This window comes from Chitinophagaceae bacterium (genome assembly GCA_016710165.1).
Classification (GTDB): domain Bacteria; phylum Bacteroidota; class Bacteroidia; order Chitinophagales; family Chitinophagaceae; genus Ferruginibacter.
On sequence record JADJLJ010000002.1, the window covers coordinates 668,798 to 686,549 of the forward strand.

At 46.5% G+C, this 17,752-nt stretch carries 8 protein-coding genes and 2 pseudogenes; 4 read left to right on the plus strand and 6 right to left on the minus strand.

The window, feature by feature from the left end; all coding sequences use genetic code 11:
* Window positions 1-37: 37 nt before the first annotated feature.
* The 6 genes and pseudogenes from IPJ02_13365 to IPJ02_13390 all read right to left on the minus strand — a co-directional run bounded on the left by IPJ02_13365 (window position 38) and on the right by IPJ02_13390 (window position 9,399).
* Window positions 38-865, minus strand: a complete 828-nt coding sequence (locus tag IPJ02_13365) for an RNA-binding protein (GenBank protein MBK7376502.1) — start codon at window positions 863-865, stop codon at window positions 38-40.
* Between the two features lie 52 nt (window positions 866-917).
* Window positions 918-2,606: a sodium/sugar symporter gene (locus IPJ02_13370; protein ID MBK7376503.1), complete on the minus strand. Its 1,689-nt coding sequence runs from the start codon at window positions 2,604-2,606 to the stop codon at window positions 918-920.
* Window positions 2,607-2,659: 53 nt separating this feature from the next.
* Entirely contained in the window at window positions 2,660-3,817 is a 1,158-nt protein-coding gene (locus IPJ02_13375; GenBank protein ID MBK7376504.1) for a galactokinase, read from the minus strand.
* 26 nt (window positions 3,818-3,843) lie between these two features.
* Window positions 3,844-7,269 carry a glycosyl hydrolase 53 family protein gene (locus IPJ02_13380; GenBank protein MBK7376505.1) on the minus strand — a complete coding sequence of 1,142 codons (3,426 nt, stop codon included), beginning with the start codon at window positions 7,267-7,269 and terminating at the stop codon, window positions 3,844-3,846.
* A 25-nt stretch (window positions 7,270-7,294) separates the two neighbouring features.
* Window positions 7,295-8,325: pseudogene (locus IPJ02_13385) on the minus strand (glycosyl hydrolase 53 family protein).
* A gap of 42 nt (window positions 8,326-8,367) precedes the next feature.
* Window positions 8,368-9,399, minus strand: coding sequence for a LacI family DNA-binding transcriptional regulator (locus IPJ02_13390; GenBank protein ID MBK7376506.1), 1,032 nt, complete (start codon window positions 9,397-9,399; stop codon window positions 8,368-8,370).
* 182 nt (window positions 9,400-9,581) lie between these two features.
* Here IPJ02_13390 and IPJ02_13395 point away from each other — a divergent pair.
* The 4 genes and pseudogenes from IPJ02_13395 (at window position 9,582) to IPJ02_13410 (ending at window position 17,695) form a co-directional block, all read left to right on the plus strand.
* Window positions 9,582-10,806 (plus strand): annotated as a pseudogene (locus tag IPJ02_13395) (DEAD/DEAH box helicase).
* Window positions 10,730-12,979 (plus strand): ATP-dependent DNA helicase RecG, encoded by a 2,250-nt coding sequence (recG, locus tag IPJ02_13400; protein ID MBK7376507.1) that lies wholly within the window; start codon window positions 10,730-10,732, stop codon window positions 12,977-12,979. Before IPJ02_13395 ends, recG begins: the two are co-directional and overlap by 77 nt.
* A gap of 95 nt (window positions 12,980-13,074) precedes the next feature.
* Window positions 13,075-16,647 carry a PKD domain-containing protein gene (locus IPJ02_13405; GenBank protein MBK7376508.1) on the plus strand — a complete coding sequence of 1,191 codons (3,573 nt, stop codon included), beginning with the start codon at window positions 13,075-13,077 and terminating at the stop codon, window positions 16,645-16,647.
* A gap of 37 nt (window positions 16,648-16,684) precedes the next feature.
* Window positions 16,685-17,695: a PorP/SprF family type IX secretion system membrane protein gene (locus tag IPJ02_13410; protein MBK7376509.1), complete on the plus strand. Its 1,011-nt coding sequence runs from the start codon at window positions 16,685-16,687 to the stop codon at window positions 17,693-17,695.
* Window positions 17,696-17,752 lie beyond the last annotated feature (57 nt).

The window sequence follows — 17,752 nt, forward strand, 5'->3', positions numbered from 1 at the left end:
GTAAGTAACCTTTCAGTGATTTAAACCTTTGAAACCCTTAAACGAGTTTAATACCATCTTTCTCAAAACTTATTTTCCGCTGTTTATATAAATTCCCCGTGGTCATTTTGAATGTTTTCTTGCTCATTCCAAAAAAAGAATAAATGTCTTCCGGGTCAGATCTGTCGTGATAAGGCAGGTAACCATTATTCTCATTCAAAAGCCTTACGATCTTTTCGGATTCATCTTCCACACGCTGGTAACCCGGTTTACCGGCTGCCACATCAATTTTATTATCGGGGTAGATCTTTTTAACAAACCCGGTAAACCGGTCGCCGGGCGTGATATTCCGGTAGATCTCATTGTGGTGCAGTACACCGGTGTGCCTGTTATTGATGATCACCACATAACCAATATCAGTTCGGCGGTAAACCACCAGGTCAACTGTTTCGAGTTCTTTTACAGTAAGTTCTTCGTTGCTTAAATAGGGTTCGATCTTTTCTGTTGCTGCCAGCCTGCCGGTCTGCTCATCCAGATAGATCTTTACCAGGTATTCCCCGTTTGGTATCATGCCCTGCTGTTGTTTTGATTTTGGTACAAAGAGGTCCTTCATCAAACCATTGTCTAAAAAAGCACCTTGCGGGGTTACGGTAACGGCCCTTAGTTTTACAATATCACCCAGTATGCCCCTGGGTTTTTGCGTGGTGGCAATAAGCCGGTCCTCGCCATCATGGTATAAGAACACGTTTATTTCATCACCCACCCTGGTATTGACCGGTACAAACCGCTTTGGCAATAAGATACCTTCAGCGCCGTCTTCCAGGTACACGCCAAAATCCACTTCCCGGATAACTTTCAGGGCATTATATTCACCAACTTTTATCATTTCTTATTTTGTTGGCACAAAGGTAAGTCATTAAGCCTTCTGCTTTTCCGCTTTACCAGAACAAGCTGAACAATGCAACCAGTATTGCGCATACGATCAATGATCCTGCCAGGAAGGATGTTCTCATTTTGAACATGCTGCTGTCCACCTCCAGGCCGTTTGGTTTTATTCCTTTGCGGTTATCAATTACACTGATGATATACATGCCTGCCATGCTGAAAAGAAATACAAATCCCATCCTGTCAAGAAAGGGAATTTCAAAAACGCCTGCTTTATTGGCTTTTGAAAAACCGGAATCGGCCAGGAAAGAAAGATCCATCATCCCGGGTAAGAATTTAAAGAATACCGACAGTAAAAAACCGCCGATGATGGCAAACAGGGCGGCATTGGATGTTGTTCTTTTCCAGAAAAAGCCAAGTATGAACATGGCAAAGATGCCCGGCGAAACAAAACCGGTATATTCCTGTATGTACTGAAATCCCTGTTTGCCTTCGCCCATCAGTTTTTCGCCCAGTGCCAGCGATAATAGAATGGCAAGGGCCATTGATACCAGCACGGCGATCTTACCTACGCTGACCAGTTTTTTATCATCTGCATTTTTATTGATGGCCTTTTTATAAACATCCAGGGAGAAAATGGTGGCGATGCTGTTCGCCTTTCCTGCCAGGGAAGCAACAATGGCCGCTGTCAATGCAGCGAAAGCCAGGCCTTTCAACCCCGTTGGCAGCAGGTTCAATAACGAAGGATACGCTTTGTTTACGTCCACGATCCCTTTTGAATCCAGCATCTCGGTCTGGAACATGCCCTGCTGGTATAATACATATGCGGCTATACCGGGTAATACAACGATCACCGGCATCAGTAATTTCAGAAATGCAGCAAATAAGATCCCCTTGCGGGCCGTTGGCAGATCCGCTCCCAGGGCCCGCTGGGTGATGTACTGGTTACAACCCCAGTAATTCAGGTTGGCGATCCATAATCCGCCCAGCAGCACCGACAGTCCCGGCAGGTCCATATAGTTTTCATTGTCTTTTTTGAATATCATGTGAAAGTGATCATTTGCCTGGGTGGTCAGTTGTTTAAAACCATTTATCAAACCGGTTTGCCCGGATCTTTCGGCTACCAGGTTCAATGCAATATAGGTTGCCACCAATCCACCCAATACCAGGAAGAAGACCTGTATCACATCCGTATAGCCGATCACTTTCATGCCTCCCAGGGTGATGAAAATGGCAAAAACAGCCAGTAAACTTATGCAAAGCGTGATGTCCAATCCCGAAATTCCGTGAATGGCCAGTGCACCCAGATAAAGAATTGACATCAGGTTCACCACCACATAAAGCATTAACCAGAATATGGCCATGATCATGGCTACCGTTCCGTTATACCGCTGGTTTAAAAACTGCGGCATCGTGTAGATCTTGTTTTTTAAATACACCGGGATAAAAAAGATGGCCACGATGATGAGCGTGGCTGCCGCCATCCATTCATAGGCAGAAATAGCAAGGCCCATTTTGAAACCGCTTCCGCTCATGCCAATGAACTGTTCGGCAGAAATATTGGAAGCGATCAGTGATGCACCAATGGCCCACCATGTTAATGACCCCTCGGCCAGGAAAAAATCATGCGAAGCAGAAACAGACTGTTTCTTTTTCTTGCTGTAGATCCAGTAACCATACCCGGCCACTACCATAAAGTAAAGCAGGAAAACGAGGTAATCATTCATTTGCAAAGTGGTCATAGCAGTTGATTTAGGCTTTTATGAATTGTTGACAGTTTTGAATTAGTGGTATTTTAAGTTGCTTGTATGCAGGCGGATGTCCCGTCTTCAAGGGATACCTCGTACGTGGTCAGGGTAAGTCCGGTTTCTTTTTTATAGTCCCGGCCGACCGTTGCTATGAGGTCTTCTGCTGCATGATCTTTGATAAGATTGATCGTACAGCCCCCGAAACCTCCGCCAACCATCCGGGCACCGGCCACATCTTCATTTGCTTTTACCTGGTCAACCAGGAAATCAAGCTCCCTGCAACTTACTTCATAATCAAGTTTCAATCCCTGGTGCGTTTCAAACATTTTCAGCCCCAGTGCCCTGATATCACCTTTTTTAAGGTCCTGGCAGGCGCCGAGCAGCCGCTCATTCTCATCCACCACGTACCGGCAGCGTTTATAAACCAATTGGTCAACAGGTGCTACGTGATCGTTCAGCATCTTCATGGTAACGTCTCTCAGGCTCTTTACTTCGGGGTGAAACTGCCGGATGATCGAAACGCCGGATTCACATTGATTTCTCCGGGTATTGTATTCTGATGAAGCCAGGTTATGTTTTACATTCGTATTAAACAGGATGATCTTGTAGCCTTCCGGTTTAACCGGCACGTATTCATATTCCATCGACCGGCAGTCGAGTTTTATGGCATGGTCCTTTTTACCGAAGAGGCTGGCAAACTGATCCATGATGCCGCAATTGACACCGGCAAAAACGTGTTCGGCTTTTTGTGCCAGCGGCGCCATCTGCATCCTGGTCAGTCCCAGTTCAAAGATATCATTCAACGCATATATCACGGCACATTCCACTGCAGCAGAGGAGGAGAGGCCTGCGCCGATCGGGATATCCCCATCGATCAGCAGGTTAAAACCACCCACCGGGTGTCCGTGTTTCTGTAACTGGTCCACCACGCCCAGTATATAATTGGGCCATTGGATGGATGCCCGTTTAATGTTCCCGGTATCCGTTGTAAAATGTTCATTGAAATCCACGGCAAATAAATTCACCCGGTTATCGGCCCGTTTGTTTATGGCAACATAAATATTCTTATCAATGGCGGCAGGCAAAACAAACCCTTCGTTATAGTCTGTGTGTTCGCCCAGGATATTTATCCTGCCGGGCGAACGGAAGACCATGGGCTGCCCGTTAAACCGTTCTTTAAAATCAGCGGTAATTCGTTTTGTCATTTGGTGATCTGAATTTTCTTACTTGTTCAATGCCGGTTCAGGTATTTTTTACTCATCTCATCATAGATCAGTAAATGATCATTTGCTTTTCCGTTCCTTTCAAAAAAGCGTTCCCAGGTATTCAATGGTTCCCAGATGCAGGTTCCCTTACCCCTGTTATTGGCAACATTGAATGACAGTTCATTCACTTCTCTTTTTACATGGGAGTATTCCACCACGATCACATCCTTATTGTAACGCCGGGACAGGTCATCGAGGTTGTATTCAAGATCGGCAAGCGTATTATGCCATTTAGGATAGTACGATAAACCGATCACATCATAGGGAACGCCCCGCATGTTCATATTATCAATAAAGAAGCGGCTTTCATCATTTTGTCCGCCCAGGGCAATATGCAGCATGATGCTGGTTGATGGCGAAACGGACTTCACACCCTGTACACCTGCGAAGAACAACTGTGCCAGGTTGTCGAAATCAGTTACACTGCCGGCTGGCCATATAATGCCATGATTGATCTCGTTACCAACCTGGACCATATCAGGAACCGTGCCCTGGTCTTTTAAAGCCTGCATCACCATTTTGGTATAGTCATACACAGCCTGCTTCAGTTCGGGAAATGTTTTGTCACGCCAGGCTTTTGGCATCCATTGTTTTTGCGGATCGGCCCAGTAATCGCTGTAATGAAAGTCGAGTAATATTTTCATGCCGGCTGCTTTCACCCGCTTTGCCATCTGCAGGGTATGCTGCAGGTCGCAGAACCCCAGTTTGGGTGAATAGCCGCTGTCCCGGGCAGGGTCATTGAAAATGCGCAGCCGTATGTAATTTAATCCATGCTCCTGTAAGATCCGGATGGCATCTTTTTCTTTTCCATCCGTATCATAGAATTTCATGCCCCTGTTCTCCAGTTCGGGTAAAAAAGAAATATCGGCGCCCAGCATCTTATCCACCGGCGTTGCTTTGAATGGCAGTACCGGGAAGCTGTTGTTTGAAGCTTTTACATCGGTTACCGGCGCAGCATGTATGGTCATGATATCAGTTGCGCCGCTGTAAATGCTGTCTGCCTTTGCTTCAAAATGGATCATGGATGTTGTAAGGCCGGCTTGCACGATCACCTGGCATTTGCCGTTGAACAAACGACGCTGGGCTGTGGAATCAAAATATCTATCCTGCTCATGACTGCTGGGATCGCCATTGCCTACACCGATTATTTTTGCGTCGCCCTGCAACGAAAAACGGATGAGGTTATCTGCATCAGGCACTTCACGCCCCTGCCTGTCAATGACACTGATATTGATCACAGTTGCATCTTTCCCATCGGCCATCATGGTTGTTTTATAGGGGCTGATAACAAGTTCAAAAGGCTTGCCGGTTGTTTCAACCTTTGCCTGGAGTTTTTTCCCCTTCTTGTATGCAATGGCTTCCACTGTACCGGGGGCATAATTCACCATCCAGTTCAAATGCCCGTTCCGGGGCATATCTTTTTTACCGAGACTTTTTCCGTTTAAGAATAATTCCACATTATCGGCATTGCTGTTCACCCAGACATCAATGGGTTGTCCTTCTTTTCCGGACCAGCCTGTCCCGATTTTTTCGGGATTCCAGTGAGGAGAGATGTGTAAAACATCTTTATCCGTCCACCATGATTGATAATAGTAATAAATGTTTTTTGGAAAGCCGCAAACATCCATGATACCAAAATGTGAGCTCACATTCGGCCAGGTGAACGGAGTGGGTTCGCCCCGGTAATCGAGGCCGGTCCATACAAATCCGCCCAGCCAGTAATCATTGGGTGCAGCCAGTTTCCACCAGGTTTCGGCCGTGCTTGCCCACCAGGGCGCTGTTATATCCTGGTCGGGAACATACCCTTTTACCGAATCTTTAGTATACTGCCCGCGTGTGGTGACCGTACTGCCCATTTCGGTTCCGATGATGGGCTGGTTTGGATGATCTTTATGATAATCCTCCACAGCAAATTGCCTGTAATTAAAACTCCGGACAGGCACCACTTCATTTATTCCTTTTACCTGGTTGCCCATATCGGCAGCGTAGGTACTTACCCGGGTAGGATCGAGTTCCTTTTGTTTGGCAAGTAAGGACTGAGCAATTAATTTACCAGTGCTGTTTCCCTGTACCCAGCCTTCCTCATTCCCTATGGACCACATAAATACCGAAGCCCTGCTCCGGTCACGCTTTATCAGCCACTCAAGATCCTGCAGGTATTGCGGACTGCTGTTGAGTAACCGGTTCTCGTCCATCACCAGCATGCCCAGGCTGTCGCAGGCATCCAGCAATTCTTTGGTTGGAGGATTGTGGCTCGTCCGGTATGCATTGGACCCCATTTGCTTCAATAAAAAAATACGGTAATACTGCAGGTAATCGGGAAGGGCACTGCCCAGGCCTGCATGATCCTGGTGGTTGTTGGTGCCTTTTAGTTTTAGATATTTACCATTCAGGAAAACACCCCTGGGGGTTATATCAATGGTCCTTATTCCAAACCGCATCTTATCGGTATCAATAATTTTCCCCGAAGATTTAACAACCGGAATGACACGGTATAAATAGGGATCCTCCAAAGACCATAGCCGGGGGTTAATGATCTTCACTGACTGCTTTACTGTTGCTTTTTCATTTACTGCAAGCGAAATATTCTTTGCAGCTGTTTCCCCGATCTTATTTCCATCCCTGTCGGTAATGATAGCCGATAAAGAAATAATTGCCGGAGCATAGGATTCATTTTGTACAGAAGTCTCCACATAAACCGTTGCGGTATTCTTTTGAACAGCTGTATAAACAAAAACAGGATTTTCATCCAAATGAACAGGATCATACTGATTCAGCCATACATGCCGGTAAATACCTGCGCCTTCATAAAACCAGCCTTCGTACTGCGTTGCATCAACCCGTACGGTTACAATATTTTCTCCTCCATACCTCAGGTAATTGCTGATGTCGTAGGATGCACCCACGTAGCCGCTTTTATTATTGCCGAGATAGAAACCATTTACCCAGAAGGAAGCATCCCGGTAAACGCCGTCAAACTGCAGTTGAAAACGCTGGCCCGAATCGGCACGGGTTACAAAAAAATGTTTCCGGTACCAACCGATGCTGGTTTCGGGATAAGCGCCGCCCACAGGTTTATAGCCATGTGATTGTTCATCAAAACTTTTTGAATAAACAAAGGGCAGCTCCACGGCCCAGTCGTGCGGCAGGGAAAGTTCACGCCAGCTGCTGTCATTGAATTTTGGATCAATGGCTGTTGATTGTGCAGCACCTGTTTTTGAAAAAATGGTGGCAATGCTGTAATTAAAATCCCTTTTGGGATCATTGGCATTGCCGAAGGCAAATTTCCAGTCGTCATCTAAATTAATCCTTTTTCGCTGCTGGGCATTGCCGGTAAGCATGCTGCCGGTGAGCAAAAAGACCAGGAGGCCGGTAATTTTTATCCGTTTCATAGATCAGGTTTTATCCTGTGAAAAATCAATTAAAAGCATTTAACGCAATGGTTGGTTTGCCTGAATTATCAAAGGCGCCCAATGTATATCCCTGCCAGTTGTTGTACGCTTCCGGTTCCCAGTAAAAAACTCCGATGCCTTTGTTGTTACTCACTGATCTTACTTTGCTGATGAGGTCAGCAATAAAGGCATTACAGGCTGTTGACTGGTCCCAGCTCATTCCCACTTCGCAAACCATCAGTTCCGACCCGAACCGGGCAACCATGTCATTCATATTGGTTAAGCACTGGCTGTTCAATGTATTCCAGTTTGCAGCAGATGGATATAAAGACATACCAATCACGTCCCATTTAGCGCCATTGGCTTTCAGCCCGTCAAGATTCCACCTGAACAGGGCATTGTCATACCATTGGAAATATGCACCATCACTTTCGAAGAAGGACTGGCGGCTTTAACGGCATTGTATCCGGCAATGAAGAATTTTGCATAGTTGGCCATATTCACGGAGGCCTTCCCATCAGGCCAAAGCATGCCATCGTTGGTTTCATTGCCCACCTGCACCCAATCGGGCGTAATGCTGTTCGTTTTTAAAACATTCAGAACATTGTACGTGTGATTGTAAACAGATGTTTGCAGTGTGGTAATATCCTGCCCTGCCCAGGCTGCCGGTTTAGTTTGTTTGCCCGGATCGGCCCAGCTGTCGCTGTAATGAAAATCTATCAATATTCTCATCCCCAGGTTTTTTGCCCGGATGGCTTTGGTAACAACATCTGCCGTATTGCACCATCCATTGGCCGGGTCCACCCAAACCCGTAACCGGATGGAGTTCATCCCCAGGTTCTTAAGCAGCAACATGCATTCTGTTTCGGTACCACTGCTGTTGTAAAATTTCATGCCTGCATTTTCCATTTGCGTTACCCAGCTCACATCTGCTCCTTTGGCAAAGAATGTTGTTGGGACAGGTGCCGGTGCCGGGCTGTTTCCACCTGAAGATTTATTACAGGTAATTCCTGCAAATACTATTAACAGGATTATTACTATAAATTTTATTTTCATGAGCAGTATATTCATTTTTGAAGACATGGTTGACATTTATTCTTAGCTTACATTATTTCGTAAAGAAGAATTCCTGAAAACAGGTATCGGGTCAAGGATCCTTTTTTGCACAGGTCCTCTTTTATTGCTTTTTTCTTCGATCAGTTTCAGCATCAGCAGGAAAGCCTCTTTTCCCATAGTTACCGTTTGCTGGTCAATGGTTGAGAGGGAAGGGCTGATGTGTTCCCCAAAGCTTTCATTGGCAAAACCTATGATACCAAAGTCTTTGGGGATAGAGATATTATTATGCTTTAGTTCTTTGATGGCGCCCAATGCGGTAAAATCTTCCACAGCAAAAACCGCATCCGGGGGATCGGATAATTCCAGGAAGTATTGTACAGCATTTCTGCCGGCTTCAATGGAGACATCCCCGGTATAGACAAGCCGGGCATCAAACGGGATCCCGTTTTTTTTGAGGGCCGCTTTATATCCTTCCAGTCTTGCTTTGAATATCTTTAAATGCTGGGGGCCCGAAATATGTGCAATGCGTTTATAGTCCTGTTCAATGAGATGTGCTGTGGCCATATATCCTCCTTTATGATCATCAATGGAAACAGAATCTGTTTCCAGCTCATCGTTTGTTCTGTCAAAAAAAACAATGGGCATTTTCGTCTGCCGGGCATTTACAAAATGGGTGTGATCATTTTTTTCCTTGGCCATCGAAACAATGATGCCATCCACCCGTGCATTCAAAAATGTCTCGATCCCTTTTTGTTCATGTTCCCAGGATTCGTTGGATTGATAGATCAGGACATTGTACCCGTTTTGGTTTGCCATGTTTTCAATGCCGTGCACCACCGAGCCAAAAAAATTGATCTCTGCACTCGGGATAATGACCCCGATGATCCCTGTCTGGCCCTTCCGTAAAGCTGATGCTACTGTATTCCGCCTGTAATGCAGTTTTTCAGCAGCCTGTAAAACCCTTTTCTTTGTTTTGATGCTGATGCCGGGGTGGTCGTTCAATGCACGGGAAACGGTGGCTGAAGTAGTGTTCAGCTTTTTGGCAATATCCGCAATGGTGACGGTAAGGCTCAATTTTATGCAATCGTTTGCATAAACCTAGGCATTTATTCCGGATTGACAAAAATATCCGGTCATTTTATGGAGATATGACCGTACGGGGCTTTGCCTTTGAAAAGCCGGCTAAATCGTTGACCGGTTTATACCCATCATCGGCGTTTATTCACTATCTTCACCCGATTTTTAAAAGCAATATCTTGAAATTTACAGAATTCGGTTTCGACCAACGATTGATGGAGGGTATAGATGCCTCCGGGTATGAAGACGCCACCCCCGTACAGGAACAGGTGATCCCGCTTGTTATGGCTGGAAAAGATGTCATCGCATCTGCACAGACGGGTACCGGGAAAACGGCTGCTTTTTTACTCCCGCTTATTAATAAGATCATTACGGATCCGCACGAAGATCATACCAACAATGCCCTTGTCATTGTTCCGACCCGTGAACTGGCCATACAGATAGCCCAGCACATGGAGGGGCTTTCCTATTTCACTTCAGTGAGTTCCATTGCAGTATATGGCGGAGGAGACGGCAATGCATTTGTGCAGGAGAAAAAGGCATTGAGCCATGGCGCCGATGTGGTGATCTGCACACCCGGCAAAATGATGGCCCATATAAAAATGGGATATGTAAAATTGGGCGGCCTGAAATACCTGGTGCTTGATGAAGCCGACCGCATGCTGGATATGGGTTTTTTCGACGACATCATGTTCATCATTAACCACCTGCCCAAAAAAAGACAGAACCTTTTGTTCTCGGCTACCATGCCCCAGAAGATACGGGAACTGGCACGCAGGATATTGCACGAACCTGCCGAAGTGAACATTTCCATCAGTAAACCCAATGAGCGGATAAAGCAGGAGGCATTCATTGTGTATGATACCCAGAAAATACCGCTGGTGAAGCACCTGCTTCAGAAAAAAGATTTTAAATCGGTGCTGATCTTCTGCAGCAGTAAGATAAGTGTTAAACAACTTACCCGGGATCTGAAACGGGCAAGATTCCTGGCCGATGAGATCCACAGCGACCTGGAACAAGAGAAAAGAGAGGATGTGCTGATGCAGTTCAAAAGCAGGAGGTTGCCGATACTGGTTGCCACCGATATTCTCAGCAGGGGTATTGATATTGATAACATCGACCTCGTGATCAATTACGATGTGCCGCACGACGGCGAGGACTATGTGCACCGCATTGGCCGTACAGCCCGTGCAGAAGCAGAGGGAACGGCGTATACTTTTGTGAGCCAGCGGGAGCAGCGTAAATTCCAGGCAATAGTAAAAACTGATCGGTAATATTGTTCCCAAAGCCAATGTTCCGGAAGAATTGGGTGAAACACCCGCATACAATGCCTCCGTATCAAAAACGCATACCGCTAACCGCCGGTTTAAAAAGCCGGGGCAATTCCGTAATAAAACCAGGTAAGTTTCAGTTTCAGCCCACAGCAAGGAAGACCAGCCATTGTATATTTGTAGAAACAAGTCGTATCAGCCAGGTTTCTTCCATATTAAATAATCCCATCGAATACATCCGGGGAGTGACTTCATTAAAAGCCGGTCTTTTAAAAAAGGAACTCGGCATTTTCACGTTCAACGACCTGCTGGAACATTATCCCTTCCGCCATGTTGATAAAACAAAGCTGGATAAGATCGCCGGCCTGTCTGCTGCCAGTGAATATGCCCAGGTGGCCGGGAAGATCACTGAAATAGAAATACTTGGCGAAAACCGGGGCAAGCGCCTCGTGGCAACTCTGCAGGATGAGACCGGCGAAATAGAACTGGTCTGGTTCCAGGGCATAAACTGGATACAAAAAGCCATCCATCCCGGGCAGCAATACCTGGTATTCGGGCGGCTTACATTTTTTATGGGTAAACCCCAGATCGCCCATCCGGAAATTGAAACATTCACCCCGCAAAAAGGCGGTGGTAAGATCTTATTAGAGCCGGTCTATCCATCTACCGAGAAATTAAAAACAAAGGGGCTGAATGGAAGAACACTCGGTAAACTAACTTATGCTTTACTGGAACTGATCACCGAAAAAGACCTGCCTGAGAATTTACCGGAACCCGTCATTAAACAATATAAATTCATCAGCCGTTTCAGTGCTTACCGCCAGATCCATTTCCCGGCAACAGAAAAACATTACCAGCATGCCCTGCGGCGGCTGAAGTTTGAGGAATTGTTCTTTGCACAGTTGCGCATGGGATTGATAAGGTCTTCCCGGCACAGGCACAGCAAGGGTTTGGTGTTCGGTCAGGTAGGTGTATTGTTCAATACTTTTTTTAAAAATTACCTGCCCTTTGAGCTCACCAATGCACAAAAAAGGGTGCTCAAAGAGATACGGAAAGATACAGGCAGCGGCAAACAAATGAACCGCCTCTTACAGGGGGATGTAGGCAGCGGAAAGACCATTGTGGCATTAATGTTGATGCTTATCGCAGCAGATAATGGTTTTCAAAGCGTGATGATGGCGCCGACAGAGATCCTGGCCCGGCAACATTATATCAGCATCACCGCTCTTTTAAAGGATATGCCGGTTTGTGTAAAACTCCTAACCGGTTCATCTAAAGGGAAAGAAAGGAAAGAGGTATTAAAACTTGCGGAAGACGGCTCTTTGCATATGTTGATCGGTACCCATGCAGTGATCGAAGATAACGTGGTCTTTAAGGACCTGGGTTTTGCCGTAATTGATGAACAGCACAAGTTTGGTGTGGCACAAAGGGCACAGCTCTGGAAAAAGAACTCAATCCCGCCCCACGTACTGGTGATGACGGCAACCCCCATACCCCGTACCCTGGCACTTACTGCATACGGCGACCTGGATTACAGCGTGATTGACGAACTGCCGCCGGGAAGACAACCCGTAATTACCCTGCATCGTTCGGAAAGTACCCGGCCACAGGTGATGGGTTTTGTAAAGAAAGAGATACAAAAGGGAAGACAGGCTTACATCGTTTACCCCCTGATAGAAGAAAGCAGCAAGGTAGATTACGAGAACCTGATGAAAGGGTATGAAGAGGTCAAATCATTCTTTCCCGAACCGAAATACTGGATAAGCATGGTACATGGCCGGCAGGATGCAGCCCAGAAAGAAACCAACATGCAGCGGTTTGTGAACCGGGATACGCAGATCATGGTAAGTACCACCGTGATAGAAGTGGGCGTGAATGTTCCCAATGCCAGCATAATGGTCATTGAAAGTGCAGAAAAATTTGGCTTGTCGCAGTTGCACCAGTTGCGGGGCCGGGTAGGAAGAGGTGCAGAAAAAAGTTTTTGCATATTATTAACGGGCCCCAGGATATCAAATGATGCCCGGGAACGATTAAAGATCATGGAGGCTACCAACGACGGATTTAAGATCGCCGAAAAAGACCTGGAGATCCGGGGGCCGGGTGATATAGAAGGTACCCGCCAAAGTGGCCTGTTAAACTTTAAGCTGGCTAATATAGTCCACGACAAGGTAATGCTGGAAGCCGCAGGACAGGCAGCCGGGAATATTTTAGATACCGACCCTGATATGAGTAAAGATGTTAATTTACCTGTTAAAAATCACCTCCGGCAGCAGAAAGGGAAAACAGCCTGGAGCAAAATCTCGTAGATAAGAATCATGCTTATTGGATGAACAAAACAGGTGCTTTTTTGGTTTTATTTTAGTACATTGTAAAAAAGAAACAGTTGAAGATCCTGCGCAAAATAACATACCCTTCCATTTTAATCCTTTCTGCGGTATTGAGTATTAAAACTGCAAAAGCACAAATTGAGTTCATACAGAATAAGGGCCAATGGGACAGCCGGGTGGTTTACCGCGGTGATTTTTCCACCGGTTCATTCTTCCTGGAAAACCAGGGATTTACTGTTCTGCTTCACAATACCGATGACCTGAAAAATGTATCCGACCAGATGCATGGCCATAATCCCAACCTGGCAACAACCGGTCAGCCAATTACGTTAAGGTCGCATGCATATAAAGTACAGTTTTTAGGAACTTCATCATTTTCCGCCCGGATCGTACCCGATAAAATTCAGCCTTACCAGAATAATTACTTCATCGGCAACGACCAGGCCAAATGGGCATCGGGTTGCCAGTTATCGCAGGCGGTCACCTACAAGAATGTTTATCCCAATATTGACGTCCGGTATTACAGCGATGCCGCAAAACTGAAGTACGATATCATTGTTCACCCGGGCGGTAATATCAATGCCATTGCCATGCAATACACGGGGGTTGATAAGATACAGGTGAAGAACAAAGAACTGATGATAAATACATCGGTGGGTGAAGTGAAGGAACTGTATCCCTACAGCTACCAGGTGAGTGATGGCCAAAAACAAACGGTGGACTGCAAGTATGTGATCAGGGATAATATCGTACGGTTTAAAGTGAGTGATTATGATCCCAAAACAACGGTGATCATTGACCCTACCCTGATCTTCTCAACCTTTACCGGAAGTACCCAGGATAACTGGGGTTATACGGCCACCCCGGCGCCTGATGGCAGTTTTTATGCCGGCGGTATTGCTTTTGGGGTCGGGTTCCCGGTTTCACCAGGCGCATTTCAAACAATATTTGGCGGCGGTGTTAATGAGGATAATACGGGCCCCTACGACATAGCCATCATTAAATATTCTGCGAATGGTTCCAATCGCTTATTTGCAACCTACCTGGGCGGCACCAGCAACGAACAGCCACACAGCATGATCTGTGACCAGCAGGGTAACCTTATAGTTGCGGGGCGAAGCACTTCTTCCAATTTCCCGAAAACCATTCCGCAAATTGGTATTGGCGGAGGTTATGATATTGTTGTTACGAAAATAAATGCAACCGGTTCGGCCATACTTGGCTCAGTGAAAATGGGCGGTATTGAAGATGATGGTGTTAACATCCGTGGAAAATATGTGGCTCCCGACGGGGCCGATGTTACCCGCAGGAATTATGGCGATGATGCCCGGAGTGAAGTGATACTGGACGGGGCAAACAATATTTTTGTGGCGTCCTGCAGCCGTTCACCCAATTTCCCGGTAACAGCAGGGGCTTTCCAAACGGTTTTTGGCGGGGGAAGGCAGGATGGTGTTATACTGAAATTCAGCCCTAACCTGAACACAGTACTATTCAGTAGTTATTTTGGCGGCTCCGCCGATGAGGCATGTTTTGTACTTTCGCAAAATCTGCTGACAGGGAATGTATATGTTGCAGGTGGTACCAGCAGTACCAATCTTCCCGGCGATAAAACAGGCGTGTTGCAAAGTGTTTACCAGGGTGGTGAAGTGGATGGGTTTGTAACACAAATTGTGAACGACGGATCAGCGATCATAAAGACAACTTACCAGGGTACTTCCGGCAACGACCTGGTGTATGGTATCCAGTTCGATAAGAAAGGCATACCCTACATTATGGGTACCACAACCGGAAGCTGGCCTGTGGTGAATGCCACGTTTAGTAACCCAGGCAGCAAGCAGTTCATCAGCAAACTGCAGCCCGACCTCTCAGCCTATATTTACTCTACTGTTTTTGGCACCAGCGCTTCGGTGCCAAACCTTTCACCCGTTGCTTTCCTGGTAGACCGTTGTGAGAATGTTTATGTTTCGGGTTGGGGAGGAGGTATCAATAACTTAAAATTATTCCCATCTGCCGGAACAGCCGGATTGCCTGAAGTGAGCCCGCTATTGGGTATCCCGGCAGCTGATGGTGCAGACTTTTACTTTTTTGTTTTAGAGAAAAATGCACAAAGCCAGTTGTTTGGTACCCACTTTGGTCAGAACGGAAGTGTGGGCGATCACGTGGATGGAGGAACCAGCCGTTTTGATGCCAATGGGGTAATTTACCAGGCGATCTGCGGATGTGGTGCAGGAGGTACATTATTCCCGACAACACCCGGTGCCTGGTCACGTACAAACAATTCGATCAACTGCAATGAAGCCGCTGTAAAAATTGAAATGAACTTTGCCGGTGTTGGCGCCAGTGTTAAGGCAACCATCGACGGCGTAGTGGATACCATTGGTTGCGTACCGCTTTCTGTACGGTTTACGGATACGCTGGCAAAAGGTAAAATGTATATCTGGGATTACGGAGATCCCTTCAACCCCGGAAGAGACACCACGTTTGCTCCTAATAATACTGTTCTGCATACATACACACAGGTGGGTACCTACCGGCTGATGTTGATCGCCATCGACTCAAATACCTGTAATATTTCCGATACCGCCTATGTAAATGTAAGAGTGGGTAATAACAATGTTACACCCGATTTCAACTTCTTTAAACTGGACTCCTGCAACAGCCTGCGGTACCAGTTTAATAATTTAACTACGGCTGTGTTACCCACATTCACCAACCAGTCGTTCTTATGGGATTTTGGTGATGGGTCGCCTAAAATAAGAAGTGGATTGGCGCCCATCATACATACGTTCCCTTCAACGGGCTCCTATGTCATTACCATGATCATCGACGATACCACGTTCTGCAATGCGCCGGATACCGTAATAAAACCACTCCGCATCAGCCCGAATGTGAAAGCCATATTCAGCACACCGGACCGTGGTTGTGTTCCATATATGGCGGAATTCAAAAACCTGTCGCAGGGTGGTACCGACTGGATATGGGAATTTGGCGATGGCGGTACTTCAACCTTGTTTGAACCAACACACACATATAATGCAACGGGTACGTACAATGTCCGCCTGGTCGCTATTGATACAAGCACCTGTAATAAAAGGGATACGTCGGCTTATTTTGCCATAACGGTATTTCCCATACCTACAGCTAATTTCACGTGGACGCCTAACCCGCCGGTGGAAAATACCATAACCCGCTTTACGAATCTTTCCATCGGCGCCAACAGGTACCTCTGGGATTTTGGCGATGGAGAAAGTTCTACCCTGGTGAATCCTTCTCACCTGTACAATGCAACCGGTGTTTATAAAGCGACCCTGTATGCATTCAATGTTGCCGACTGTGTCGACAGCATAACGCTGGATGTACCCATAATAATCAGGCCCCTGCTTGATGTGCCCAATGCCTTTACCCCCGGCAGGTTTGGGAAGAACGCAATTATTAAAGTGGAAGGATTTGGTATCGGTAAGCTGAGCTGGAAGATATACAACCGCTGGGGACAGGTGGTATTCTCCACGTCAGACAGGAACCAGGGCTGGGACGGAACATTCAAGGGCCAGGTGCAGGCAATGGACGTGTACACCTACACATTGGATGCGGAGTTTACCGATGGAACCAAAGTGCGTAAAACAGGAGACATAACCTTATTGAGATAATATAAACCCGAATGATGAACAAATGAAACAGTGATCAATGAAACGTTTTTTAAACATAGTGCTTCTTCTTGGTCTTGGTTTGTGCCTCCGGGCACAGGACCTGCATTTTTCGCAGTTCTTTAATACGCCGTTGACCACCAACCCGGCCAACACAGGTTTTATACCCGATGCCGATTACCGGGTTGGCGCCCATTACCGCAACCAGTGGAGTTCGGTCATGTCAACGCCTTATAAGACCATCAGCGCTTTTGCCGACCTGCAACTGATGCGTGACAGGCTGGAGAACGGGTGGCTGGGTCTGGGCGCTGTGATACTTAATGACCAGGCGGGTACCGGCAGTTTACGCAGCACAAAAATTTATGGTTCCATTGCTTATCACCAGATGCTGGGCTTAAGCAGTTTGGTTTCAGCCGGTTTTAACCTGGGCTGGGCCACCAAGAGTATCGACCAGACCAAATTAAAATTCCCAGACCAGTTTGACGGTAAATTCTTCGATAATACCCTGCCTACTTCGGTGGTGTTGAATACCAACGATGTAAGTTATTTCGATATGCAGGCCGGTTTGAACTATGCCTACTTTCCCCGGGAAAATGTGTACTTTAATGCAGGTTATTCCATCCAGCATGTGAACAGGCCCAAAGAAACTTTCTTCAGCGATAATACCAATAACGGCCGCATACCTATGCGCCATACCGGTTTTGTAAATGGCATCTTTAAACTGAACGACCGGGTGATCGTAAATCCCAATGCCTATTTCTCCACGCAGGCCCGTGCAACAGAGCTGGTGCTGGGCATGTATGCCAATTACAACCTGGGTGAGAACGGCGGGAAGCAGTTGCTGGCCGGTGTGTACTATCGTTTAGGTGATGCAGTGGTTCCCATGGTTGGCTTTGAAATAAAGAACATCCAGTTTGCATTCAGCTATGATGTGACCCTGTCGGGCCTCAGCAAGTTCAATGGCTACCGCGGCGCCAGCGAATTAAGTATCATCAAGAAAGGGTTTTATCCTGATAATGAGGATCGGGTCACTTTGTGTCCGAAGTTTTAAGATCGCAAAATAAAAATGCATCTGCCGGAAAGCAAATGCATTTTATCATTCCCCCCT